At 57.1% G+C, this 24629-nt stretch carries 24 protein-coding genes and 5 pseudogenes; 5 read left to right on the top strand and 24 right to left on the bottom strand.

The genetic code is table 11. The features are described 5' to 3' along the window. Positions 1-20: 20 nt before the first annotated feature. The 5 genes from ACSQ3H_RS13415 to ACSQ3H_RS13395 form a co-directional block, all read right to left on the bottom strand. A complete protein-coding gene (locus ACSQ3H_RS13415; RefSeq protein WP_436117509.1) occupies positions 21-317 on the bottom strand; it encodes a hypothetical protein in 297 nt (98 codons plus the stop codon). A gap of 140 nt (positions 318-457) precedes the next feature. Further along, positions 458-2113: an arylsulfatase gene (locus tag ACSQ3H_RS13410; protein WP_436117508.1), complete on the bottom strand. Its 1656-nt coding sequence runs from the start codon at positions 2111-2113 to the stop codon at positions 458-460. 102 nt (positions 2114-2215) lie between these two features. Further along, the gene (locus ACSQ3H_RS13405) at positions 2216-2419 is read right to left on the bottom strand and encodes a hypothetical protein (RefSeq protein WP_183662458.1); all 204 of its coding nucleotides are present in this window, start codon (positions 2417-2419) and stop codon (positions 2216-2218) included. Continuing rightward, positions 2416-3225 carry a DUF2092 domain-containing protein gene (locus ACSQ3H_RS13400; protein WP_436117507.1) on the bottom strand — a complete coding sequence of 270 codons (810 nt, stop codon included), beginning with the start codon at positions 3223-3225 and terminating at the stop codon, positions 2416-2418. Before ACSQ3H_RS13400 ends, ACSQ3H_RS13405 begins: the two co-directional genes overlap by 4 nt. Before the next feature lie 356 nt (positions 3226-3581). Next, a complete protein-coding gene (locus tag ACSQ3H_RS13395; protein WP_436117506.1) occupies positions 3582-5411 on the bottom strand; it encodes an adenylate cyclase in 1830 nt (609 codons plus the stop codon). Between the two features lie 167 nt (positions 5412-5578). On the opposite strand from ACSQ3H_RS13395, the gene ACSQ3H_RS13390 reads away from it, so the two are divergent. Then, positions 5579-5860: a hypothetical protein gene (locus tag ACSQ3H_RS13390; protein ID WP_436117505.1), complete on the top strand. Its 282-nt coding sequence runs from the start codon at positions 5579-5581 to the stop codon at positions 5858-5860. Between the two features lie 12 nt (positions 5861-5872). On the opposite strand, the gene ACSQ3H_RS13385 is transcribed toward ACSQ3H_RS13390, so the two are convergent. The 8 genes and pseudogenes from ACSQ3H_RS13385 to ACSQ3H_RS13350 all read right to left on the bottom strand — a co-directional run. Then, positions 5873-6022, bottom strand: a complete 150-nt coding sequence (locus ACSQ3H_RS13385; RefSeq protein WP_436117504.1) for a hypothetical protein — start codon at positions 6020-6022, stop codon at positions 5873-5875. A gap of 29 nt (positions 6023-6051) precedes the next feature. Then, the gene (locus ACSQ3H_RS13380; protein WP_436117503.1) at positions 6052-6840 is read right to left on the bottom strand and encodes a hypothetical protein; all 789 of its coding nucleotides are present in this window, start codon (positions 6838-6840) and stop codon (positions 6052-6054) included. Positions 6841-7509: 669 nt separating this feature from the next. Beyond that, a complete protein-coding gene (locus ACSQ3H_RS13375; protein WP_436117502.1) occupies positions 7510-8439 on the bottom strand; it encodes a formylglycine-generating enzyme family protein in 930 nt (309 codons plus the stop codon). A 228-nt stretch (positions 8440-8667) separates the two neighbouring features. Then, the gene (locus tag ACSQ3H_RS13370) at positions 8668-11205 is read right to left on the bottom strand and encodes an arylsulfatase (RefSeq protein WP_436117501.1); all 2538 of its coding nucleotides are present in this window, start codon (positions 11203-11205) and stop codon (positions 8668-8670) included. Positions 11206-11709: 504 nt separating this feature from the next. Continuing rightward, positions 11710-12069 carry a hypothetical protein gene (locus ACSQ3H_RS13365; RefSeq protein WP_436117500.1) on the bottom strand — a complete coding sequence of 120 codons (360 nt, stop codon included), beginning with the start codon at positions 12067-12069 and terminating at the stop codon, positions 11710-11712. After that, entirely contained in the window at positions 12066-12248 is a 183-nt protein-coding gene (locus ACSQ3H_RS13360) for a hypothetical protein (RefSeq protein ID WP_436117499.1), read from the bottom strand. Before ACSQ3H_RS13360 ends, ACSQ3H_RS13365 begins: the two co-directional genes overlap by 4 nt. Positions 12249-12334: 86 nt before the next feature. Continuing rightward, positions 12335-14764 carry an arylsulfatase gene (locus ACSQ3H_RS13355; protein ID WP_436117498.1) on the bottom strand — a complete coding sequence of 810 codons (2430 nt, stop codon included), beginning with the start codon at positions 14762-14764 and terminating at the stop codon, positions 12335-12337. Positions 14765-15078: 314 nt separating this feature from the next. Beyond that, positions 15079-15551: pseudogene (locus ACSQ3H_RS13350) on the bottom strand (lipoprotein N-acyltransferase Lnb domain-containing protein); the annotation flags it as partial. Positions 15552-15956: 405 nt separating this feature from the next. Here ACSQ3H_RS13350 and ACSQ3H_RS13345 point away from each other — a divergent pair. After that, complete coding sequence (locus ACSQ3H_RS13345) at positions 15957-16484, top strand: hypothetical protein (RefSeq protein WP_436117497.1); 528 nt, start codon at positions 15957-15959, stop codon at positions 16482-16484. A 153-nt stretch (positions 16485-16637) separates the two neighbouring features. Further along, a pseudogene (locus tag ACSQ3H_RS13340) lies at positions 16638-16888 on the top strand (hypothetical protein); the annotation flags it as partial. A gap of 82 nt (positions 16889-16970) precedes the next feature. On the opposite strand, the pseudogene ACSQ3H_RS13335 reads toward ACSQ3H_RS13340, so the two are convergent. Further along, positions 16971-17195, bottom strand: a pseudogene (locus tag ACSQ3H_RS13335) (DUF47 family protein); the annotation flags it as partial. 236 nt (positions 17196-17431) lie between these two features. On the opposite strand from ACSQ3H_RS13335, the gene ACSQ3H_RS13330 reads away from it, so the two are divergent. Beyond that, positions 17432-17677, top strand: coding sequence for a hypothetical protein (locus ACSQ3H_RS13330; RefSeq protein ID WP_436119556.1), 246 nt, complete (start codon positions 17432-17434; stop codon positions 17675-17677). Here ACSQ3H_RS13330 and ACSQ3H_RS13325 read toward each other — a convergent pair. The 5 genes and pseudogenes from ACSQ3H_RS13325 to ACSQ3H_RS13305 form a co-directional block, all read right to left on the bottom strand. Next, positions 17618-17851 carry a BrnA antitoxin family protein gene (locus tag ACSQ3H_RS13325; protein WP_436117496.1) on the bottom strand — a complete coding sequence of 78 codons (234 nt, stop codon included), beginning with the start codon at positions 17849-17851 and terminating at the stop codon, positions 17618-17620. The two genes, ACSQ3H_RS13330 and ACSQ3H_RS13325, sit on opposite strands and share 60 nt — an antisense overlap. 166 nt (positions 17852-18017) lie before the next feature. Continuing rightward, entirely contained in the window at positions 18018-18761 is a 744-nt protein-coding gene (locus tag ACSQ3H_RS13320) for an SDR family oxidoreductase (RefSeq protein WP_436117495.1), read from the bottom strand. Positions 18762-18781: 20 nt separating this feature from the next. Beyond that, complete coding sequence (locus ACSQ3H_RS13315) at positions 18782-19051, bottom strand: hypothetical protein (protein ID WP_436117494.1); 270 nt, start codon at positions 19049-19051, stop codon at positions 18782-18784. A 212-nt stretch (positions 19052-19263) separates the two neighbouring features. Further along, positions 19264-19479, bottom strand: a pseudogene (locus ACSQ3H_RS13310) (LysR substrate-binding domain-containing protein); the annotation flags it as partial. A gap of 129 nt (positions 19480-19608) precedes the next feature. Further along, positions 19609-19893 (bottom strand): hypothetical protein, encoded by a 285-nt coding sequence (locus tag ACSQ3H_RS13305; RefSeq protein WP_436117493.1) that lies wholly within the window; start codon positions 19891-19893, stop codon positions 19609-19611. 148 nt (positions 19894-20041) lie between these two features. Between ACSQ3H_RS13305 and ACSQ3H_RS13300 the strand changes: the two are divergent. After that, a pseudogene (locus ACSQ3H_RS13300) lies at positions 20042-20488 on the top strand (DUF1348 family protein); the annotation flags it as partial. A gap of 300 nt (positions 20489-20788) precedes the next feature. Here the strand turns inward: ACSQ3H_RS13300 and ACSQ3H_RS13295 are convergent. From ACSQ3H_RS13295 to ACSQ3H_RS13275, 5 genes are all read right to left on the bottom strand, one after another. Further along, a complete protein-coding gene (locus ACSQ3H_RS13295; RefSeq protein ID WP_436117492.1) occupies positions 20789-21088 on the bottom strand; it encodes a hypothetical protein in 300 nt (99 codons plus the stop codon). Positions 21089-21112: 24 nt separating this feature from the next. Next, complete coding sequence (locus ACSQ3H_RS13290; RefSeq protein ID WP_436117491.1) at positions 21113-22174, bottom strand: Lnb N-terminal periplasmic domain-containing protein; 1062 nt, start codon at positions 22172-22174, stop codon at positions 21113-21115. Between the two features lie 6 nt (positions 22175-22180). Further along, positions 22181-22750 (bottom strand): OmpA family protein, encoded by a 570-nt coding sequence (locus ACSQ3H_RS13285; RefSeq protein WP_436117490.1) that lies wholly within the window; start codon positions 22748-22750, stop codon positions 22181-22183. A 27-nt stretch (positions 22751-22777) separates the two neighbouring features. Then, positions 22778-23200, bottom strand: a complete 423-nt coding sequence (locus ACSQ3H_RS13280) for a hypothetical protein (RefSeq protein ID WP_436117489.1) — start codon at positions 23198-23200, stop codon at positions 22778-22780. 292 nt (positions 23201-23492) lie between these two features. Continuing rightward, positions 23493-24587, bottom strand: a complete 1095-nt coding sequence (locus tag ACSQ3H_RS13275) for a porin (RefSeq protein ID WP_436117488.1) — start codon at positions 24585-24587, stop codon at positions 23493-23495. Positions 24588-24629 lie beyond the last annotated feature (42 nt).

The raw sequence follows: 24629 nt of genomic DNA, 5'->3' as shown, positions 1-24629 counted from the left end.
CGGAACGCCCCCTTGCCTTGTCATTTCGATTCCGGCGCGAAAATGGTCTTCCAGTCCTCTTTCATGCTGACGACGGTCCAGCCGTCGATCTTTGCTCCGTCGAGGCCCTTATTCAAAGTGCCGATTTTCGATAGTCGGTCATGCCAGGCGGCCACCCCCAATGCAAAGAGCGCAACGCCGGCAATGCGTCCGAGTCCCAGCCCGGCCAATGGCTCAGCAAAAAGCAGATCGGCCACCGAGTTGGGAACGACGATCAGGCAGATGCCTGTAGCCGCCTCGACTACAGCCGTCGTCGTGAGTAAATGTGCAACCCACATAAATGACACTCCTTGCAAATTTTTTTTCGGAAGAACCGTCATCCCGCAAATGGACGAAGTTCTCTGGTCACCCATTGCCGGCAGCGCGTGGTGGATATTGGAGGGGCGTGCCCCTCCAATATCGTCGATGTCGTGATAGCCTACTGCCCGGCGTGTTTCTTCATGGCCTCGGCTATCTGCGCCTTGACGGCACTGAGCCCGAAACTCGCACCCGCCTGCATTGGCGGGAAGTCGATGGCGGTCTTTGCCAGTTCTTCCACCTTTTGCTGGACGAGAACGAACCGCCAGAACTCGTATTTGTACCATTCCATGTATTCGAGCGATCCGTTGTTTCCTCCTTTGAAGAATGCTGTCCGCTCGAACGGATCAAGACGCAGGTTGATGACGGTCGGTGCACCCAATGTCACCGTGTCACCGAGCCAGCCGCCCGGCTGCTCCTTGAAGGTGTATTTGTAGTCATCGACGCGGGCGGCACCGAGTGTACTTTCGGCGAAATACCAGATCTCATGGCGGTTCGATTTGCCAGATCCGGTGATCATGCTTGTCTGGTCGTAGCCGTCGAGATGGACCTTGTAGTTCTGGCCATTGAGTTCCTTGCCAGCCTTGAGTTCAACCGCGATGTTGGGATTGCCTGCGGCGGATACAAGCGTTGGAAACCAGTCGAGACCGGAGAACAGGCCGTTGCCGATTGAGCCTCCGGGAACATGGCCCGGCCAGCGGATCATGGCCGGCGCACGGAAGCCGCCTTCATAGGTTGTGCCCTTGCCGCCATAGAACGGTGTCTGGCCGCCATCCGGCCAGGTGAAGTTCTCGGTGCCGTTGTCGGTGGTGAAGATGACGATGGTATTTTCATCGTCGCCCATGTCCTTGAGCTTTTGCATGGTGGCGCCGACGATGTCGTCGAGTTGTGCCATCCCGGCTTCGTGGATGGTCCAGCCATTCTCGGAATTGCGCATGCTTTCGTATTTTTCCGAAAGATGGGTGACGATATGCATGCGTGTCGGGTTGAGCCAGAGGAAGAACGGTTTGCCGTCGGCCTTGGCCTTGTCGATAAACTTGAAGGAAAGGTCCTGGATTTCGTCGTCAACGGTCTCCATGCGCTTGGGATAAAGCGTGCCAGCATCCTCGATCTTTTGCTTGCCGACTTTGCCCCAGCGCGGCATCTCCGTCGGGTCGTCCACATCGGTGGCCCAGGAGTGGACCATGTTGCGAGGTCCGACTACATTCAGCAGTTCCTGCGGATATCCGGGGTGAGCCGGGTCTTCCATGGCGTCAAGATGGTAAAGGTAGCCGAAGAACTCGTCGAAGCCGTGGACCGTCGGCAAGAATTGGTTGAGATCGCCGAGATGGTTCTTGCCGAATTGCCCCGTGGCGTAGCCCATGGACTTCAGCACCGTCGCGATGGTCGGTGCCTCCGCTGGTATTCCTATGGGCGAACCGGCCTGGCCGACTGTGGTCATACCCGTGCGCACAGGCAGCTCGCCGGTGATGAAGTTTGCGCGGCCTGCAGTACAGCTCGCTTCGGCATAATAGTCGGTGAACAGCATGCCGTCAGCGGCGAGCTTGTCGAGATTGGGTGTGCGTCCGGCCATCATGCCGCGGTTATAGGCACCGATATTCCAGATGCCGATATCGTCACCCATGATGACGATGATGTTGGGCTGCTTTTTGGATCCCTGTGCCACAGCCGGAGTGCTGACCGCTGCTGTTGCGATGGTGCCTATCGTCGACATGGCGAGAAGTGATCCACCAGTCAATAGGATATCCCGCCTGCTCGGCTTTAAAATGTCTGCCATTATTGTATCCCCGCTTTGATGACCACAACGAAGGTGGCCTGTTGTAAAATCAGTCTGATCTAGGTCGGGGCAGCTTGCACAGGCGCTTGCCGCCCTTGCAGGCTAACAGTAGTAGACCCCGACGGCACACCGCCTCACTGTGCGGCGCGCAACACCTGCAACGCTGACTGGCGTGAGCGGGCGGCCGATCCGGGCCTCGGCGCTGCCGACAAAGCTGTAAAGGCCTGGGACGGAAAGCTCCAATGCCGCGAATAGCCCGATGACCCCGGCCAAAATTGCGATCTTAAGTTTCCTTGACAGGGTCATTTGGTGCCTCCTGGGGCGAAGTGATTGGGAAGTTCATCGATATCGACGAGTTTCTTGAGGTCGACCTGTTTGGCGTTGGTAGCGTTCTTGAAGCCGTAGTCGTCGGCAACCACGTCGGTGCCGGTCTTCCAGTCGCTGATCTGGATGCTGTACTGCGGTCCCTGGTCCACCTGACTTGCCGTGATGACATATCTGCAGGGATAGGGATGCTCGCCCTGGGCAATCCAGATCTGCCAGTCGACCTCCTTGGCCCGGAACGCCAGATGATCGCATTCCGTGCCGCCGATCACCCCGCTGCCGAGGTCCTTGATATCGACCACGTCACGTATCAACTCATCGTAGACATTCGGCAGGACTAGGTCAGCGGCTGGAAGTGGTCGATGCAGCTTGTCCCTGAGCTCGTCGACCAGTTGCGCCACCGTGCCGGGCGCTTCGACCTGAGTATAGAGATTGGCGTCCTTGCCGAGCAGCGTCAGGGTCTTGCCGTCGAAAACCATCTCGACATTGGCAAACCCGCCGTGTCGGGTTGCGCGAATCTTGTCGGGCCGGCCCATTTCGATCTTGCCCGAGCTTGCTAGGAGCAGTTTCTGATGGTCCTTGGTGACGACTTCAAGGTTGGTGTCGTAATTAAATGAGATGGCCTTTTGCGCCGTCAGATAATCGGACATCGCCTTCAGCAGATTCTTGGCCTCCGCCTCGCCGGCCCTTGCACCTGAAGGCGTCCCTGAGGCGATGGCTAGGGCAAGCGCCACCGATGAAAGCGTGGCCGCAGCGAACGTCACCGCTTTCCGAACTATCGTCTTCATCAAAGTTTTCCTTCCCTTGAGTGATTGCATGTTCACAAATCGTGTTGTCGATTCGGATTCGCCGTCCTTCGATTGCATTTAATGCGCTCCTCTTTCCAATCAGGGCGACCATGCCGAGCAGGGACAAACTGTAGGCCCTAAAATGCCGAAACGCCCGTAACCTCTCGTATGTTACGGGCGCGGTTGAGGGTTTACATCGCTCATAGCGATGGTAACGGCGTGGTCTGGTTCGCTCCAAAACAGGCTTAATGCCAGCGCGTTGTATTAATGACGGCCAACCAAGCCAAATCGACGTCGTGGAATTTTTCACAGGCGCACGCCTCGGCTGTGCAGCGGTGTGTCGATAGCCACATCTGCTACTGCGGCTGAAGATCGGAACCGGCGGATGGCGATGAAATGCTTGCTGCGGTATCTGCCGGTATCGGCAGACCCGCTTTGCGAATGCCTGCGATCATGCGATCCTGATCCTCAGGTGGAATGTTGCGGATTTTGAGCTCAGCCGAGAGGTTGGCTAGAAATGCCGGGCGCATCTCGACGAACTTTGCGCCCTCGCGCTTGGCATCCTCCATCATCCCACGCTCCGCATAGATGACGGCGGCGATAAGGTGAAAGAGCGGGAACTTCTGCAGGTTGGCTTGCCTGATCTCAGCCAGGGCTGTGTCGTTATCCCGAAGCATATAGGCGGCAAGCGCCCGCATCCCGTGGTAATAGCCTCCGCCACCAGGGTTGCGCAAAAGCGCCTGTTGTAACACCGCCGCGCCGCGCTCCCATTGCCCTCCCAATGCCAATCGGGTCCCATATTCACCCATGAGTTCGGTGTCATTGGGATTGGTGGCAAGCGCCTGTTCTCCCACGCGCAGCGATTCTGTCAATTGCTGATTGAAGAACAATGCTGTCATCAAAGCCTGAAGCGCACGCGTATTGCCCGGGTCAAGCTCAACGGCCCGGCGGGCGGCATTGAGCGACCGCTCGAGGGGTGTGGGGGATCCAGACCTCAGATTGTACTTAAACCGATCCTCGTCGAGATAGACAATCGACAGCATGGCCCAGGCGGTTGCATAGGACGGATAACGGGCGACGGCGCTTTCCAGGCACTCGTGAACCTCCGCATGCTTTTCGACGCTCAGCTCAGCGCGATAGGCGTAGAAACGAAGTGTGCAGCCATAAGCATCAAGATCATCCGGTGGCGGGTTTGCTGCATCAGCTTGCGCGATGATGCCATAAGGCTGCGCCACAGCGGTCGCGACCTTGTCGGCAACATCGGACTGAATGGCGAACAGGCCTCGGGAACGCAGATCGTCGTCATAGGTCTGGGACCACAAGATGGCGTTCGACGCCGTGTCGAGAAGGCGGGTCGTCACCCGCACCCGACTGTCGGAGACGCGCACGCCCCCTGCCAACAAATAACGAGCACCAAGTTGGCCGCGGATATGCGAGGGGTCGATTTCCGGTGACAAGGTTTCGGATGTCTCGCGTCCAAACACCTTGAGCTCCTTGAAGCGCGGCAGCACGGTTAATAGTTCCTCGGTAAGTCCCAGTGCGTAAAGCTTGGCGTCCGGTCCCTCGCCGAGATTGGCAAAGGGTGCGATCACAAGCGTCGGCCCATCCGGACTCGCAATCCCGCTCCGAGCCGACACTTCCGACGTCGGCGGTCCAACTACCCAATAGGCAAGGAGCGCGATGCAAGCAAGAACGGAAAGGGCCGATAAAACGATCACCAGGGTTCGCTGCCGAGGGATCCCATCGGCAACGGTTGATGGCTCCGGCAGTGGCTCGCTTTCGACGCCACCCGGCTCCACCATAGAGCCACTCCAGGTGAAGAACGGGACATACTTGCCTTTTGGGATGTCGATCACGACGGGGTCATTCTGACCCGCGACCAAATAGTAGCGCTCGAGTGTGCGTCGCAATCGCCCGGCCTCGATCCGCACGACGGGATCGTCCTGGCTGAAACCTTCTTCACGATTGAATACCTCGATCGCGATGGAGTAGCCCTTGATACGCCCGGCACGTCCGGAAAGGGATTCCTCGACCACATAACGCAGGAAGGCGTGCCCGTGCCCGGAGTTCGGAAATTCCGGGCTGGCAACGATGCGCTCCAGTTGAGCGCGAATATCTTCAGACGTTGGAGGTGATCGTCGAGCGCAGGCAAGCTGACCGTCCCCGATATCTATTGGGCCCTGCATTGCTTGCTCCCCCCTGCCCTGATGGGCTTAACGGCTGCATTTTTAAGGGTACCCTACTGTAACCTACTCCCCAACTGTGCCTCCGTCCATCATAGTGACTGGCTAACTCCATTGGGCTACGGCGCTGCAGACAACGCTTAGCCTGCAACCGGAAGGAGTTCATTGACATGGATCAAGGCGCATCTGCCGTCGAACGCCGCTTTCCCACCCGAAAGCAGGCTATTGAAGAGCTCGCTGCCCGTGACGAAGAGTTCCGCGATCTGTGCATTGATTTCGCGGATGCAGAGGCGGAGCTGCACCGCTGGGAAAACGCGACAGGTCCAAAACGCGGGGAGCGGTGCGCCGAATACGCGGAACTGGTGAATGACCTGGCACGAGAGATCGAAGCGGCGCTCGATGCGGCGGCGATCATCCCCTTCCGTAAGCCATGGCCAAAACCCCGCTTGTAGAATGCAGTTCACTCAGAAAATAAAGTCGAGCAGGTTGGTCAGCGTCAACGCAACGAACAATGCTGCGTCGAACCGGATCAGGTGCTCTGCCGCGTTGATCCGGGCCCGCCACCAGGTGCGCTTGCCGAAGCTGGTTTCGCGCGCGCAAGCAGGGTCGTTCATGCGGTTAAAGACGATGACCGAAGCAGAGTTCAGAAATGCATGACCACGCCGACGATCGGACCCTGTTGGACGACGTCGAAGACGAAACCGTCATCGCTGTAGTCGACACCCAGCGCCCGGTATCCGCCGACGGCCGAGAACGTGTCGTTGAACTTGTAACCGATGCCGCCCATGACATCCCAGTCAACGTTCGCGCCGCCGCCACCGACCAGTCCCCAACCCGTCAGGTAAAAGTTGTCCGTGATCGAATACTTGCCGCGAACACCGACAAGTCCGTCGACCCAGGTCGCGCTGTCACTCCGCTCGACACCGTCGAGGATGCCGCCGCTGAATGAAATGTCCGTATTGACGTACCAGACCCTTGCGCCGGCGACGAGATCAAGATTGCCTCTCTGATCCTCCAATACCGAGTATCCGGCTCCGATGAGACCGGCAAATGTTTCGGATGTCACGTCGACGCTGCCGGCGAGAATGCCCCTCGGCGTTCCGGAATCGCTCGATAACTTTGTATAAATGATGTCGCCGAAAATACTGTAGCGGTCATAGCGCGCCTCGCCGATCGCCATGGCGGCGAAATCGAGATTGTCGAGGATGTCGCCGAAGTCGGCATGGACATGCACCTCCGGCAAGCCGAACTGTGCTATGTCGCCCGATAGGCCGGCAGCCCAGAAATACGGGGCGAAAGCGAAGGTCCAGCCTTCTTTTTCGGTCTGCTTGAGTTCAGGTGCCATCGCCGAGTAAATGTCGGCGGCCCGAACCGGGCTTATCGCCAGAAGCCCCGCCGTCAACACGCATGCAAAAGTAATAGAATATTTCATTGCTTGTTCCCCTTTTTGAACCTCGCGTCGTTTTCCGCCACGCTCCCCCCGTCTCGTCCGATCTATGTCCTAATCTCCTTCACCGCGTTGTCCGTGCCCTGCCTCTGCCCTTTTCATACAGGCTGCCGCGACAGCAAGTTGGTGTCCGTCATTTCGGAAACAAAAATGTTATTGCTGCGCGTGCATCGAAGCCGTCAGGACCGTTGTCAGGGCTCTCGGCCCTGTAGCGGGTACCTGCAGTCAACTGTATTGGTTGCTTGTTGACCTTTACCAGCTTCGCCACCGCGAAATTGATGGTAGCCGCCATCGTAGTTGCCCTTGGAATGGCACACTGATGAGCGAAACAATTGGGTTCGAGAGTTTCTTGGCGAGGTCCTTGCTGGATTCCTGTGCCGAAGCACCGCAACTGATCAGCAGCAACACGGTGATTGCAACGACCCGGACGGAGTGCGAACCCTTGAAGATATTCATATCTTGTCCCCCATTGACCGTAACACTGTTCCTAAGTGCATGCTAACGGCGATTGAACGACGCCACTCTTACGTGGACGAGCGTGGCGGCCGGGCAACACACGTTGTCTTAGCGCTGTCCATCCGGTTCTGCGCCCTCCTTGCTGCCGCCATCGGGCGCGCTGACTTCAAACGCTTGACAGTCCTGACAAGCGGAATTTCAGGTTTGCCGCGTGATGCAGCGAAATCCCACATGGCAAGTGGATGTGTCGACAGGCTGCGCCATTCGCGCGGCGGGGCGATAGCGCCGGCAATAGTTGGGAGCGCACAGAAACGAGCCGCCCTTCATCACCTTGCGCGGGATCGTGACCTCGGGCTGGCCAGGATCAATGCTTTCTTCCTTTTTCCCGCCTCTGGGGTTGTGAAGCGTGCAACAGGGGCTGTCGATCCTGTTGTGCTCTTGATACCAGTCGGTGGTCCACTGCCAGACGTTTCCAGCCATGTCATAAAGGCCATAGTTGTTTGGGGGGAAAGCAGCGACAGGCGCTGTCCACTCGTAGCCGTCTTCAACCTTGTTCTGCCAGGGAAACTCCCCCTGGAAGGTGTTCGCCATATGTATGCCGCCAGGCGTTAGTTCATCGCCCCAGACGAATTCTGCACCGTTCAGTCCGCCGCGCGCGGCAAATTCCCATTCGGCTTCGGTCGGCAGCTCCTTGCCTGCCCATTGCGCATAGGCTTCGGCGTCCTCGTACGCGACATGGACAACAGGATGATCCGACAAACCTTTGATCGAGCTCGCAGGCCCGCGTGGGTGCCGCCAATCTGCACCGGGCACGTAGGCCCACCAATTATAGCGATTGCCGAGATCAACACGGGTCTTGGGCTTGATGAACACCACAGATGATGGCGCGAGCATTTCTGGCTTTGCTCCCGGATAATCGTCCGGATTTGCCGGGCGCTCGGCCAAGGTGACATACCCGGTCGTCTCGACGAAGGCTGCAAACTCACGGTTGGTGACGGCGCACGCGTCCATCCAGAAACCATCCACCGTCACCTTGTGGGCGGGTGCTTCCTCCGGATAATGACGATCCGAGCCCATGAGAAATGTACCGCGAGGAATTTGCCTCATGTTTTTAATAGGCGGCTCCATAGCAGATTCTCCGGCTTCTCGATCCCCAAACGATCGATCCGGACCTTTAGCGTTGGTGATGGCGATAACGGGTCTATCCATCTTTCAATGTGCCTCCATCCGCGAGACGCGGCCTTCGGTGATCACGAGTATGCCGTCGCCACGGCCCTTCAAGTATGTCAACATCCACCGTAGGGCTGCCCCATTACTTTCTAGGGCGGCTGTGCGATCCATTTTGCTGCGCAACACCTACTGCGGCCCGGGCTGCACGTGATGAATCGGCCTGCCGTCCACCGCGATGGCTTGCGCATTCTCGAGTTTCTTGATGTCGTCCTCGGTGAGCATCGGCCGATTCACCTTGAGCGTCAGCTTGTTGAGCTTGGCGGTCAGCGCGAACGGCGGCTGGTAGTCAGCGTCGTTCACGCCGGTCAACGTGTCAGAGGCGATGTCAAAGCTCTCATCCCACTGCAGGATCATCGGTAACGTGCGCTGCATCTGCTCGGTATCCACGACTTTGCCGTCGACCTTGAGCGTGCCCGTGCCGGATCGGCCGAGACCGCTCATGTTGTTGTACGCAAGCGTTCCCGCGCCGAGGCCGTCGTACTTGAAGTCGAATTCGACGACATGCCTGCCGGGCGTGAGCGCATCCGGGCCTTCCCACCTGATGCGTTTCAGGTCGATCAGGTTCCAGAGGAACACTGGCTTGCCCTTGAGCAGATAGAAGCCATAACCAGCGAAGCGTCCGCCCGAGGTGAGGATCATACCCTCCGCCCCGCCGTCCGGCACATCAATGTCCGCGGCGATGGTGTAGGAGCTGTTAAGGATGGCAGGCGAGTCACCCTGCGGCAGACCGACCATCGGGAGGGTGTAGATAAACTCAGTGCGACCGGCGGTGATGTTCGGGCGTGGCGCTACAATGCGACCTGCCACCGAGGCGTCCATCGGGAAGACCCGATACTTCTTGGCCTCGGCGATGAACAGCTTCTTCATCTGCTTGACCTTGGCGGGATTTTGGGCGGCGATATTCTTCGACTGGCTAAAGTCCTTATTCAGGTCGTAGAGCTCGAGCACTTGATTGTTGAGCGGGTCTGGATTGGCGGCACCGAAGGCCTCCCACGGCGCGCGATTGACTTTGGTGCTCAGCAGCCAGCCTTCGTCGTAGAGTGCCCATTGGCCCATCATCTCGAAATATTGGGTCTTGTGCCGTGAGGCTGCCTTGGCGTTGGCCTTGTCGAACGTGTAGGCAAAACTCGTGCCCTCGATGGCCGCCTGCTTGATACCGTCCACGGTTTCGGGCGCGGGGATGCCGCTCACTTCGAGAATGGTCGGCACCACATCGATGACGTGCGTGAACTGTTGACGCAGGCCGCCCTTGTCCTTAATGCGCGCCGGCCACGAGATCGCCATGTTCTGCCCGATGCCGCCAAGTTTTGAGGCATTCTGCTTGAACCATGTGAAGGGGGTATCGAAAGCCCAGGACCAGCCCGCCGACATGTGGTTATAGGTCTGCTCGGTGCCCCAGACGTCGTACCATTTCATCTGCTCCTCGACCGGCATTTCATTGATGCCGTTGAAGAACGCAACTTCATTGGGCGTACCGAGAGGTCCGCCCTCGGCGCTCGTACCGTTGTCGCCGTTGATATAGATGATGAGCGTGTTGTCGAGCTTGCCCATGTCCTCGATGGTTTGGATAACACGCCCGATCTCGTGGTCGCTGTAGGCGGCGTAGGCGGCGAAGATTTCCGCCTGCTTGATAAAGAGCTTCTTTTCCTCTGGTTTCAGATCATCCCAGTTCTTGAGGACATTCGCGGGCCAAGGCTCCAGCTGGGTATTCTGAGGGATCACGCCGAGCTTTTTCTGGTTCGCGAAGATCTGTTCGCGAAGCTTGTTCCAACCCTCGTCGAAGAGATGCATTTGGCTGATCTTCTCCACCCATTCCTTGGTCGGGTGATGTGGCGCGTGTGTGGCTCCGGGCGCGTATTTCATGAAGAAGGGCTTGTCGGGCATCGTCTGGTTGAGGCGATTCAGGTAATCAATGGCGTCATCGGCCATTCCGGTCACCAGGTTCCAACCCGGCTTGCCCTCGAAGGGATAGATCTGGGTGGTGTTGCGAAACAGGTTCGGTTGCCATTGGTTCGCATCGCCACCCACGAACCCGTAGAAATATTCGAAGCCCATGCCGGTGGGCCATTGGTCGAATGGCCCGGCCTGGCTGGCTTCAAAGGCTGGGGTGTTGTGATCCTTGCCGAACCATGAAGTGGCGTAACCGTTGTCGAGCAAGACCCGCCCGATGGTAGCCTTGTCCTTGGTGATGATGCTGTTATAGCCGGGGAAACCCGTGGACTGCTCAGAGATCACTCCGAACCCGGCCGAGTGATGATTCCGCCCGGTGATGAGCGCGGCCCGTGTCGGCGAGCACAATGCCGTTGAATGAAAATTGTTGAAGCGCAGCCCGTCATTTGCAACGCGGTCCATCGTTGGCGTCGGGATGATGCCGCCGAAGGTGCTCGGCACGCCAAACCCGGCGTCATCCGTGATGATGAGCAGCACGTTGGGTGCCTCCTTCAGCGGCACGACGCGCGGGGCCCACCACGCTTTTGACTTCAACGCGTCATCCTTGATCACACCGCCGAATTTCGGATCGGGGGCCGGCAACTGCTTGCCGTCGATTGTGGTCGTGGCTCCCGGTGAGCCCGGCTCTCCGGTGATCTCCTGGGCGTTTGCCCTGTTGAAAGAAACGGCAGTCAAACTCAATGTGGCAAGAAACAGTGTGCCAATCCTCAACATCGTCACATCCTCCCCCAATTACTCGATTTGCGGCCACTTGGGCCTTGTTCAATCGCCAAATGAGAACGCGTCAGCAAACGGCTCTCCGGCGCGATACGCGTCAGGGCAATCCAGCATGCAAAAGAGGGGCAGGATGATGCCTATTGCGTCAACGGAGACTAAAAAGCGTGCGTTCTTAGCTCGCAGGCTACAGTACCGTTCGTCCACATGGGATGTATGTTACTGTAACCTACCCTTTGGGAATCGTCGGCGAGCTGGCCTTCTGAGTTCGCCCAAAGGTGCGAGCGAGTATCCACTGGATAAGTGCTGCGTCATTCAGCGAGGGTGGTTGCAGGGGTAATTGGCACTTCGTGGCAAACGGCCTATCACCAGTGAACACTGCGTCGTTGTCCTTGGCATATTGATCCTACAGGGTGAACATTCGTCGCGAACTCGCCGCACAACAACTGCCCGATCGTCGACGGAACAATCCGGAGCAGGTCTGCCTTTGGTCCCCTTGAAATCTCACACTTGTCTGGCGGCCATGCGCTCGGCAGCGAGCAGAACGGTGAGGCACAGGTGCAGGGCGACGGCGGGCCATAGCAACAAACCCGCCGTTATTCCCATGACACCCAGATAACAGAGATAAACGGTTGCGAGCAGATTATAGATGATCATCGCCCGAGAGATTGGCCGCGCGGAGGGGTCCGGCCAAGAGGTCAAGGCAAAGCCCAGCAGGACTATGCCCGAGAGTCGCCCGAGCGCCTGGCCGGATTCGGACAGTTCGCCTCCAAAAATCAGCCGTCCAAACAGCACCGGACTGAAGAGCAGGATCAGGCCCGTGGCGGCGGTTTCGATGGCAGCGGCAGTTGTGACCCACCTCATCGCGTCTTTACCTCAAGGTGACCTGCGACGCTGGTCTCCCGGCGCTCCGGCTCGCCGTATTTCCTCACAGGTACACCGAACAATGGGAACGAAGAGCGGCCGGGTCCCAGCGCCAGAGGTCCCCACACCAGATCTCGTGGACGGATGCAAAACGAACCAGTCTTGTCATTCTGGGCCATGGCAGCCTCCTCATTGAAGCTTTTTCAACTGAACCAAGTCCGCTAAACTTTCCGGCAATGGCCGAAAGGTGCTAACGCCTTGATGCTTACTCCGGTTCGAGCTTCAAGGTCAGCTTGTCGATCTTGCCGGTGAATCTGAATGGAGAGTCATAGCGATACTCCACCATCGCGACCCCGGTTCGGGTGTCCAGACCGACGTCGAAGCTTTCGTCTTCAGGAAAGGTAATCGGCGTAGTGTGCTCCAGCGTATTCGTTGCCAGTTCCTTTCCGTCCACGGACAACACGCCTGTGCCACCCTTGCCCAGACCCGGACCGTCGGACTTGAAGGCGAAGACGATCGTGTGTTTGCCCGGTTCCAGTTCGGGCCCTTCCCACATCGTACGCTTGAGGTCGAGCAGGTTATAGAGGAACACGACCCTGCTCCGGCCGATGCCGAAATCGCCCTTGCTCAGGAACAGGCCGTAGCCGCCGAAGCGCCCGCCCTCGGTGACGATCATGCCCTCCGCGCCACCTTCGGGAATCTCGACCTCAGCGGTGATCGTATAGGACCTGTTCAGGATGCTCGGGGCAGCGCTTTTGGGCACGCCGCTCAGTTCACCCGAATAGGTAAACTCCGTTCGTCCCGCCGTGAGGTTCGGACGCGCCGCGTTCCACCGTGAGAGCGTCGAGTTGTCGAGCGGAAGCACGTTGTACTTCGCGGCCTCGGAATAAAAGAGGGCCTGCAGTTCCTTGACCTTCTCCGGCATCTTTGCCGCAAGGTCGTCGAACTGGGTTGGATCCTGCGCGACGTTGTAGAGTTCCCAGTTGTACCCTGTGATGACATCCGGAGGTGCTGCGGTGCTCAGTTTCCAGGGAGTAGTGGCCGGGGTCGTGGCGGCCACCCACCCATCGTGATAGATGGCCCGGTTGCCGAGCATCTCAAAATATTGCGTCGTGTGTCGCGTCGGCGCGTCGGCGTTCGCCTTGTCCCAAGCGTACATCATGCTCGTGCCTTCGACGGGCTGCTGCTTGATGCCATTGATCATCTCGGGTTCCGGGATGCCGGTCGCCTCCAGGACGGTGGGTACGATGTCGATCATGTGGTGGAACTGCCGGCGGATACCACCCAGATCGGTAATGTGGCCGGGCCACGACATTGCAACGCCCTGCGCCGTTCCGCCGAAGTGCGACGGCACCTGCTTCACCCATTTGAACGGTGTGTCCATCGCCCAGGCCCAGCCCGCAGCGAAGTGCGGGAACGTCCGTTCCGACCCCCAGAACGGATACCACAGGAACTGATCTTTCACTGGTACGGGAACGCCATTGAAGGTGGTGAATTCGTTAGGCGTTCCGTCGAGCATGCCTTCGGAGCTCGCGCCATTGTCGCCACCGATATAGATGATCAGGGTATTATCGAGTTCGCCGAGGTCTTCGACGGATTGAATGACTCGTCCGATCTCATGATCGGTGTAAGCGAGGTAGGCCCCGTAGATGTCCGCTTGCTTGATGTAGAGCTTCTTCTGCTCCACGCTCAAGGAGCCCCACTCCGGCAGCTCTTTCGGCCAAGGCGTCAGCTTGGCGTCCCCGGGCATGATGCCCAGCCTTTGCTGGTTGGCGAAGATCGTCTCGCGCACCTTGTTCCAGCCCTCGTCGAAGAGATGCATGTCGCCGATCTTTTTGGCCCATTCCGGAGTCGGATGGTGCGGGGCATGCGTACCGCCCGGCACATAATAGACGAAGAATGGCTTGTCGGGCGCGATCTCCTTCAACTGCTTCATGTACTGGATCGCGTCATCCGCCATGGCCGTGGTCAGGTTCCAGCCGGGCTTGCCCTCGAACGGGTAGATGGCCGTCGTATTGCGGTACAGGTTGGGCTCCCACTGGCTGGCGTCGCCGCCGACGAAGCCGTAAAAATATTCGAAGCCCATTCCCGTCGGCCATTGGTTGAACGGTCCAGCTTGGCTCGACTGAAACGACGGCGTGTTGTGGTCCTTGCCGAACCAGGAAGTGGCATACCCGTTCTCCTTGAGGATCGTGCCGATCGTTCCTTTATCGACGGGGATGATCGAGTCGTAACCCGGGAACCCAGTCGATATTTCGCCAACCACGCCGGAACCAACCGAGTGGTGGTTACGCCCGGTGATCAACGCCGCCCTTGTGGGCGAGCAGAGTGACGTCGAGTGGAAATTGGTGAAGCGGAGACCTTGCTTTGCAATGCGATCCATGGCGGGAGTGGGTATGACGCCACCAAAAGTGCTTGGCGCACCGAAACCTTGGTCATCAGTCATGATAAGGAGCACGTTGGGTGCACCCTTCCGCGGCACGATGCGCGGGGCCCACCAGGGCTGCGACTCCGAGGCCTTCTGCTTGATCACCCCGCCGAATTTCGGAGAGGGCGGCGGAAGTTGTTTTCCGTCGGTCGTGGTTGTTGCACCGGGTGAACCTGGGGCACCTGTGACCTGCTGGGCGTTAGCCCGCTCGAGGGAAACGGCCGTCAAACTCACAGTGGCAAGAAACAGCGCGCCAATTCTCAACATCGTCACATCCTCCCCGTCTAATTGGTGTGCGGCCAAGACCGCGGGCCCTTTCGGCCAAATGGAACGCGACATCAAGCGACTCTCTTGGGTAATATGCGCGTCGATCCAGCAAGGAAATGAGGCGCAGGATCAGACGATCAGGTCACTGGAGAGAGGAACGGTGCGTTCTCTGGCTTGCAGGGTAGACCACCGTAGGGCGAGCGGGAGGTATGTTACTGTAACATACCGAATGGCAGACCACGTGTTGGCATACTGATCGGCGACAAAGTTCCAAGTTTATTCTTGGATATTTGAAACAGCAGCATTGAATTGGGTCAAATATCTCTGTCCGGCGCATAAGGCGTTGCATAAGTTCGGTTGATCCCGTTCGTCGAGCGTGCAAATGGAAATGGCACGTCAACGCGAATGAGCCGGGAATAGTCCGGCGAAAGTCCCGCCGCCCTTGCACGTCTTCGATATGACCACGCTCCCGCAAGTCCGCGAGCGGCAGACTCGCGTCGAGCGCGCCCCGCTCATAGGCGTATTCCGGAAGATAGCCATTGACGACGAGCCGCCAGTCGAGAGGAACCACGTCACCGACAGCACGCATCATCTTGACGACCGTTGTCGTGCAGTTCGTCGTGATCGAGTTGTAGAATTTCGGCGTCGTGGAAAGCGCATTGGCATCCTGAACGTACTCAAGCAGCAGCGCGCGCGCCGATTCCGGCGACGCTTTGAGGCGGTAGATCTGGACATCTTCGCCGCGCTGGCCATGCACGTAAGCCCGATCTGCTTTAACCGTTATAACCGACGACATTGGCAATTACTGCGGTTGCAAGGCGGCAATTTATATCCGGCCCTCTCTCGGAGGGGCAGTGCACTCCGATTGAGTATCCCACGCAGGTGACTTGATGATGCCATTGCTGGCTCGTCTGGCGCATCTTCCTGCGGGCCGTCGTGGATCATTCTCGTTTTGACGATGGCGATGATGATGACCGTGACGATGGCGACTGAAGCACCGGACATCCCGACCGAGCTTGCTCGAAGTGACACCACCTACGCGTCGCCGATCCACGTAGCATACAGTAGCCTACACGACTTCGACCCGCTGATGTGCGAGTGAAGACATTGGAGGAGCAACACGTTTTTGGAACAGTCCAATATGTTGCCCACGTCCACAAAACAATTCAGGCCACAAACGAGGGGAATATTCATGCGAAACTTCCTGACAATCATCGCGGCTGCGTCAATAGTCCTGTCGTCTTCGATGACAGCCTACGCACAAAACCAAAATCCACTTCCCAAAGCCAGCGACGTGCTTGTCCGATATGGGGACGACATCGAGGGCTGGACCGTCTATACAAATCAAACCCGCGGAGACTGCTTGATCGTGCGCTCGGATGGCCCAAGTTCGGTGCAAATGGGCGTTACCGCAGATCAGGAGGTCGGGTATCTCGGCGTGTTCACGAAGCAGGATATCGGCCTGAAAAACGGGAATACCCCGGAAATCTTCGTCTCCATCGACGGTAACCTTTACAAAGGTATCGCCACCACCACGAGCGGAGAACTCAAGGGCGGACTTTCTGGCGGCTACATCTTGACCGACGACCCGAAGTTCAAGCGCGACGTGGCGAAGAAATACACAATGATCGTGTTTCCGGAAACCAAGGGGACCTTTGTCGTCGATCTGAAGGGGACTTACAAGGCAATGGCAGCGGGAAAAAAGTGTCTCAAGCATTGACCGCCCGCTCATAAGCGAACGCACTGGCGGTCGGGTTCTTCTCGTTTTGGTCTTAACTGGGCAGAATGGGTTGCTATGCCGCCAGTTTGTCCATATCCCGAGAATCCCGCCGAAATTTCTTCACACCTAGTGCCTCAAATCTTGCCACCCTATAACGAGGCGTTACGGCGGGACCTGCATGTGTTGGAAAACCAGGGCCGTTGCCTCTGGGACGGCGTCGCGGAGATCAATTTGCGCGGAGCGCTCCCAAAAGAAGCCGAAATCTGGCAAGCTAGCCGCGCGACGGCTGGCCGGTCATCCGAGCCTGGCGGTGACGAGGACTGGCTATCTTCTTGCTCCCAGTTGTCGATCCTTCGAGATTCGATGATGATGACGACGATGATGAGCGGGACGATGGCGATTAAAGCTGCCTGGCAGGGGTGTATGTCTGTTGGGGTCATGCAATAGGACAACGTCAATTGGTCTGCGTTCTCGAAACAGAGCTCCAGTAATGAAACTCCGGCGCACGGCAAGCAACACTTCGCGCGTGATGTGTCATCGGCTTCATTTTCAAGTTCGATGATGCGATTACAATGATCATCAAGCTCGCCCACGCCTGGCCAGGAGAGCTTTCAGAGATGCCGCCGCCTCGACGACGACGCGCGAATGTTGTGCAAAAAGATCAAAGAAACGGTCTTCACGTGGCAATAAAGCGCGAAACCATTTCAGCATGGCGGGCACATTGTCATTAGCGGGCTTCCAATCAGCTGGCGGCTTAACTCGTCATAGCTGGATCAACCTGACACTTCAACTGGGCCGATTGTTCGGGCTTACCAAAGGCGTGGGTCGTTAGCGGCATCTTCGGAACCAAACCCGTCGAAAAACGGTTAGACGGATAAAGAGAATCTGCTGATAGTGGACTTTTTCCGGGTGTGTTCGTGCAACGATGGCACCAATTAAGGTAAGAGATGTCGACGAAACAAGAAAAGCGTCACGCCAAGAGTGCCGGAAAGACGGCTTCGATGCCGCAGGTCGCCGCCCTGGCCTACCGCATCGGCGATGACGGGCAGGTCGAGATACTCCTGACCCGACGCACCAAACGGAACTCGCTCCGTGGCGAAATCCATTGGTTCAGGTATCGAGGAAGATGGAGTTCAGGGCTTTTTCTCTATGGACATGCGCAGTGCGTCGTTTATCCGGTCCTGCCAGCCTGAGCCCTCCTGTTGAAAATGCTCGAGGATGTCACGATCGATTTTGAGCGAGACAAGCTCCTTGGCATTTGGAATTGCTGGCCTTTCATTGATCGGTGCCACTGGTCGCTTTAGTGGTTTGAACAAGGCCTCAGCTGCATCTATTGGATTTGAAGGCCGCCGCGGAGTAGTTGCCATTATAATTTTATCCTCACCATTAGGAACGAAACGGGTCTGCCCGCCAAACAGGTCAACAAGAGTTCAAAGTCAAGCATCTGTGACGGGCCTTGGATTAACGGCCAACAAGTTGAGGCCGACAACACGCCTTGGCTTAGGTCAAAGCAACGAACATGCTGCGGCCCATTTAAAATTCCTGGGATGTTGGTCTGAGAACGATCTCGTTGATATCGACATCGGCAGGCTGTTCGACAGCATAAGCGATGGCGCGTGCCACTGTGTCGGCGGGGATCGCTTGCTCATAGAACGCGCCTACCGCCATGGCGCTTTCTTCGTGCGATGATCCGAGCTTCAGTTCGGAATCGATGGCTCCAGGAGAGATGATTGTCGTGCGAATGGAGCCTCCGACCTCCTGGCGCAACCCTTCCGAGATCGCACGAACGGCAAACTTCGTGCCGCTATATGCCGCTCCGCCAGGGTTGAAGACCTTGATACCGGCTGCTGAAGCGATATTGATGAAATGACCGGACCCATGTTTCTCGAAAATCGGCAGAGCAGCAGCGATGCCGTAAAGCAGACCCTTGATGTTGATATCGATCATCCTGTCCCACTCGTCTGTTTTGGTTGCAGACAGTGGCGCAATCGCCATCAACCCGGCATTGTTGACCAAGACATCGACACGGCCAAAGGCATCCACCGCTCCAGTCAACAAAGCCTCGACATCGGATCGGCGGGATACATCCGTCGAAAAGGCCCTGGCCTTGCCACCGGCTTGCTCAATGTCAGCGACGATTCTTTCAAGGCGGTCAACGCGGCGGGCACCGAGGACGATCGATGCCCCAAGCGACGCAAGATGGCGGGCGGTAGCTTCCCCCAAACCACTGCTTCCTCCAGTGATGACGACAACCTTGCCTTCTATGTTCTTACTCATGACAGCCCCTAAGAGGCTGATCACTTGCCGCCGTCAACCTCGATGTAGACCTCGATCGGATTTATGACGGTGTGTTTAGCTTCTGCAGCTGCAGCCTCCGGTGTGCTGAGTAACGCTTTCATTTTCGCGAGGTCCACATTCTCGGCAACAATCGAGACCTTATTTCCGTCGGTGTGCCTGAAAATGCGATAGTTTGAACAGAAATCCGCAAACATGGTTTTACGGTCCTCCCCACCACCAAGCCAAGTGTCCATGTCCCCCACCTCGTGGGTAACGACCACAGTTGTCATCTGCTTTCCCCTTTTTTCGTTGAGCCGAGACCCTGAACGGCCCTGGCTTTAGCACGCTAACACAAAAGCCTAAGTTTGGCGCGCTGAACTGACGCCGTGTCCGCCCCGATTCGAATGTGAAAAGGGAATCAAGCGTCATATTTCGGATGCGGTTTTTTCGAAAAGTCACATAGAGCTTTAGTGGTTACCAGATACCGCGCTGGTGGAGTTTGCTACTTAAGCTTACTGGATTTGCGAATAAATTCGACGAGCGCACGGAGCTTTAGTGGCTGGCGTTGCCGTTTGGGATAGTAGAGATAGAATCCTGGAAACGGCGGACAGAAGGCTTCAAGCAGCGGCACCAGTTCGCCCCGGGCGATGTATGATCGGAACGTGTCTACCATGCCGAAAGTGATCCCGGCTCCGGAACAAGCCATGCGGATCAAGACGACGGCCCGCCAGAGCCCTTGCTTCCACACCAAAACTACTCCGCGAACCGTACGATCACCGGGCAGCTCAGATCTTGAACAAACAAGGGGTGCCGCGTCAGGTACGACGTTGGGGTCGTAGGTAAGATTCTAGCTTGGCATTTCTTTGGGAGCTTTTTGCATTTCGATCTGAGTATGAAGAAAGTTTTTCAAGGCAATTGCCGTATCCAGGTCAATACGCAGACGAGCTGAAACGACAGGATCAGCTTCAAGTCTTCCGTCCAAAGTGGGAGTGTGCCGCGTGGTGCAGAGCGTAAAATTGATTACTCCACTAATCGTACCATCACTGGCGAAATAATTCGCAAAGACAACCTGCACGTTATTCGGATCTGGCACCAAGACGCTTTCGTGTGACTTAACTAACTTGTTTCCCACTGAATATCTCCAACCTGACGCTCCCGATTCTTGGCAGCGTTTGTTCGCCCATAGTAGACTATTTCCTCCGGACAGCCGAGGCGGTTCTTGCCCGGGATTATAAGCGTCACATTAGTGCGCTGTGCTCGTGCTATAATAAGAGCAGGGCCCTCCCTTCACGCTCGACAGCGCGATCCGAAAGGTTCGCCTTGCCGAAGACGGATGGAATTCACGCAACCCGCAGCGCGTGTCCCTTGCCTACACGGAAGACAGCAGATGGCGAAACCGCACAGAATTCGCCACCGGCAGGGGCGAAATCGTCGCGTTCCTGACCCGCAAATGGGCAAAGGAACTCGACTACCGGCTGATCAAGGAACTGTGGGCATTCAATGAGAACCGGATTGCCGTCCGCTATGCCTATGAATGGCATGACGATAGCGGCAACTGGTTCCGTTCCTACGGCAACGAAAATTGGGAATACGATGCAGCGGGCCTTATGCAACGGCGTTTTGCCTGCATCAATGATCTGCCCATAGCCGAAACCGACCGCAAGTTCCATTGGCCTCTCGGCCGTCGTCCGGACGATCATCCGGGATTGTCGGCGCTCGATCTTTGATCCCAATGAGAGGAACTGGCGAATGGCCGTCGATCCAGTCTCGAGCCCCGTCGCCGCAACGTCACTCGAGCCGCTTCTGCGCACGCATGATCTAATCACCCGGTTGAAACAAATTCCTTTAGCTTTACTGTTGACGTCACATTGATTGTTCTCTATTTGTTCGCGCATGACCCAACTCGGCATCCACCTCATACGCTGATCTCGCGCTGAACCGCTTTTGCGGCCGCCGATCTTTTATTGCGTATGTATGTGGAGGGTCTCATGACCGCTCATACCCCAATTGACACCGACTTTCTTGAATCAATCCGCTCCGAGGCAGCCCGGCATTCCTATCATCCGCGCGGCATCGTGCGCTGCGTCGGCGTGCCACTCTTCCGCAACTCGCTTGCACGAGATTGCGCCTGCTTGTTCGATTTCGATCCGGACATCCTGTCGTGGTCGTGCCTTCCGTTGCAGCTGTCCGACACGAGGTCGTTCCATGTCCCGGATTTCAAGATCGAGCGGGCGGCGGGTCCGGCTCTCGTCGACGTTTTTCAATCGTTGGACGACGCTTCGGTCGGATGGATCAAGGAACATGCGCTCGCAGCGGGATTTCGGCACGAGGTCGTTCTGGAGCAGATTGATTCAGGCTCTCGCCTGCGAAACGCTCAGGATTTGCTTCGCTATCTTATCACTATTCTGCGGTTCAGTCGGCGACGGCACATCGACCCTGATAAGTCGGGAGAACTCCGGTGACAATCCTGCTGCCTTGGCCCGCTGGTCGATATGAGCACGCTCCCGCAGCTCCGCGAGCGGCAGGCTGGTGTCGAGCGCGCCGCGCTCATAGGCGTATTCTGGAAGGTAGCCATTGACGATGAGTCGCCAGTCGAGAGGAACCACGTCACCGACGGCCCGCATCATCTTGACGATGGTTGTCGTGCAGTTCGTCGTGATCGAGTTGTAGAATTCCGGCGTCGTGGAAAGCGCATTGGCATCCTGAACATATTCGAGCAGCAGCGCGCGGGCCGCTTCCGGCGACGCTCTGAGGCGATAAATCTGAACGTCTTCGCCGCGAAAGTTCGATCTCACCCCGACTACATCGCGCTCATCCGACGCTATGATTACCAGCGGATCGCTCTTGAAGAGATCGGCAACAGGCGAAAACGCGCCCCCGACGCGCCGCCGCACCTCCACCGACCAGGCGATATAGTCACCGCCCTTGAAGCCGAAGCTTAGAATAACATGCGCGATGTTGGGATCTCCCCATTGTGACAAGAAGAGGTCAGCCGTCTGGAGCTTGCCCAGATCATAGGTCCGCGTCACCCAGCGTTCGGTGAAATCCGTTTTGCTGTGCCATTCGAAGTTGCGGACGTTGTTCAGCGTCAAGACATCGCCGTCGCGCGTCCCCGTCATCTGCCGCGCCACCTCCGGTGCCCAGTCCGCATGTTCCAGCGGCTTGATCGTGCTCCACCATGTCAGCAGCAAACCAAAGCACAATAGAAACAGGAGCAATGACCAGTTCCTGAGCTTCGTGAAGGTGGCAACTATCGTTGCGAGGCCGAGAACGCCACACAAGAAGGCAGCCACAATTCTCGCAGACGGCGGCACGGGCAGCTGGTACCAGAGTGCTCCTACCGCCCATGCCGTGGCAATGATGACAACCAAAGCTAGAAAGATGGCAATCAGCAAACGCCCGATAAGTCGCATTGCCCGTTACTTGATCCGGCCGAGGTTGATCAGTTGCACGCGCCGGTTGTCGGCGGCCTTCGGATTGGCCGGATCGACGGGCATCTCTTGTCCCACGCCAACTGAATAAAGCCGGTTTCGCGGAATCGCAAACGTTGTCGCCAAGGCTTCTGTGATCGCGTCGGCGCGCTCCTGGCTCAGCTTCAGATTGTGTTTGGCATCACCTGTCGAGCTGGTGTGCCCAACCACGAGGAACTTGTAAAACATCAGATTGGGATGATGCAGGGCATCTGCGATCAGGCCGACCGTCCGGTATGACTTGGGTTCGATGGCAATGGAATCGTTCTCAAAATCGATCTCGACAAGCAGCTGCGATAGGTTAGCGAGCTGGCTCCAGTTCGGTTGGCTGGCAACGCCTTTGCCCACATTGGCATTTGCTTCCTGAGTGAGCAAAGCTGGATCGATGGCAGGTGCGGCGTTGGAGACTTGGCTCAGGCTGCTGATCAGCTGCTGATTATTGAGTTGTTGAGCCGACGCGTTGCCAGCGACCAGCAAAAGGCCCAGTGCCACACCGGCACGAAGTTGACGAATGAACATTTTCTTTCCCCTCATTGTGGTCATGATCTACCGCCAACCTGCATCTGTAATAGCCTGGTTGCATTTGCCGTTATCGACGCGTTTCGACTTCAGCAGGCAGGCAAGAATGTTGCCCTCCCCCTTGACGCCCCCGCAGTATTGAGCGGCATCGTGCGCACAAATCTTGAAGAACCCAGTCTGGGCCGCCTGCCGCTGCTGGATGGAAGCAGTGACCTGCCCCAACGTCGAGGTGCAGGTCGGCGAAACCTTTCCTTCATTTTTCTGAAGGCAGTCCTGAATCTGATTGTTGCCAAGATTGAGTCCCTTACAGACTTTCTTGATGTCTGAGCCGCAGTCCTTGGCAAGAGCAGTCACCGCATCGGCATAGCTCATGGTGTCTGCTCGACCAATGCCGGCCAGCGAGAGGGAAGCGATCACAATCGCTCCGCTGAGAAAACCAAGTCTATTCATTTGCGTATCCCCACGTTATGATTTGGACCTCTGAACGACGACATCGTCAGACGGCCAATTGCGCAGCCTTCAGAGCTTTGCTGACGCTACGCGAAGGTTTGATGTTCCGGGAGTATGTTACCGTAACCTACAATTGATGAGGCCGGATCGCATCGGCGGAGAGAGCCTAAACAGGCTCCGACGGTTGCTGCTGTCTCGGAGAGAGATTGCCCGGTTCATCGCGCGTTTTGTGAAGTTCATTAAAACAAAAAATCCGGAAGCAACGCCTCCGTGCAGTTCACTTGGCCAATGCCTAGAAATCACGCTGGAAGCGAATGGTACCGCCGAATGCGTCATCGCTGCCGCCATTAAGAAGGGCTTGATCCTTACGGGCACCGTCAAACTTGGTGTAGTTGATTTCAGGCGTGATCGTGAAGCCCGGGACAAGTTCGTAAGCCACGTTGAGAGCGAGAGCGTACGTCCCTTCAGATTCATAAGCAGCCTGACCGTTGATCGTCGCCTTGTCGGAAACCTCGGCGGCAAAACCACCCCATGCCGCCCAGTCGCCCTCCCATAAGCCATACCAGTTCTTGTTGATATTGGTCACGAATGAGTCCGGATCATAATCGGATTGATAGGCTCCCATTACCCAGGCGGAGATCGTGTCGGTGAACGTAACATCCAAACGCGCCTTGACGCCTATGGCCTCTTGCACGGAGTCGTAGCCGATAATACCGGAGATCGTTCCCCAGCCCTGTTCGAATTTCGCGCCTGCGAGGACATGGGGCATGTAATCGTCGATCGTGTAATCATATCCCCCTTCCTCTGAACCCTGTTCAGCGGCGATGATGGCGGAGAAACCGTTGCCAGCCTTGTAGGTATAGCTGATCTCGTTACTGGAGAAGCTATCACTGCCATACTGGATCACATCGTCATTGATGATATCGCCTGCGTAGCCGACCCATGAACCGAAGATAGCGTCGTTGACGCCGATCTGGAAACCGCCGAGCTCAATATATGCCTGATGAAGAGTAGCGCCATCGTCTTCGCCGTTGGTGTACTGGAAACGGCCGTCAACATAGGAGCGCAAGGTACCGAGTTCGGTTTCGGAGCGCGCGTCAAAACGAATCTCAGCACGAGTGCTCTTGCTCCAAGTGTCGTGCTCGCCGCCGACGTGACCGCCGACATAGACATCGTCACCTGCGGCTGCATCGTAACGCAGATAGCCGCCGACCTTAAGGCAAGTCTCGGTTCCGGGGATATAGAAGAAGCCGGCGCCATAGGCATCACAGACTTTGACGTATTCGACGGGCTCTGGCTCGGCCACAACCACTGCGTCTGCAGCGCGTGCGCCCGATGCCGCTATGAAGGCAGCAGCAGAGCCGAGGAGAAAGCTCTTGATATTCATTTCTGATCACCGATTAAAAAGAGTCACAAGCTCATGTCCCCA

The sequence above is a fragment of the Phyllobacterium sp. LjRoot231 genome, assembly GCF_964253365.1.
GTDB lineage: Bacteria > Pseudomonadota > Alphaproteobacteria > Rhizobiales > Rhizobiaceae > Phyllobacterium.
The sequence above is the reverse complement of the archived record's forward strand: the minus strand, read 5'-3'. Positions and strand labels throughout refer to the sequence as shown.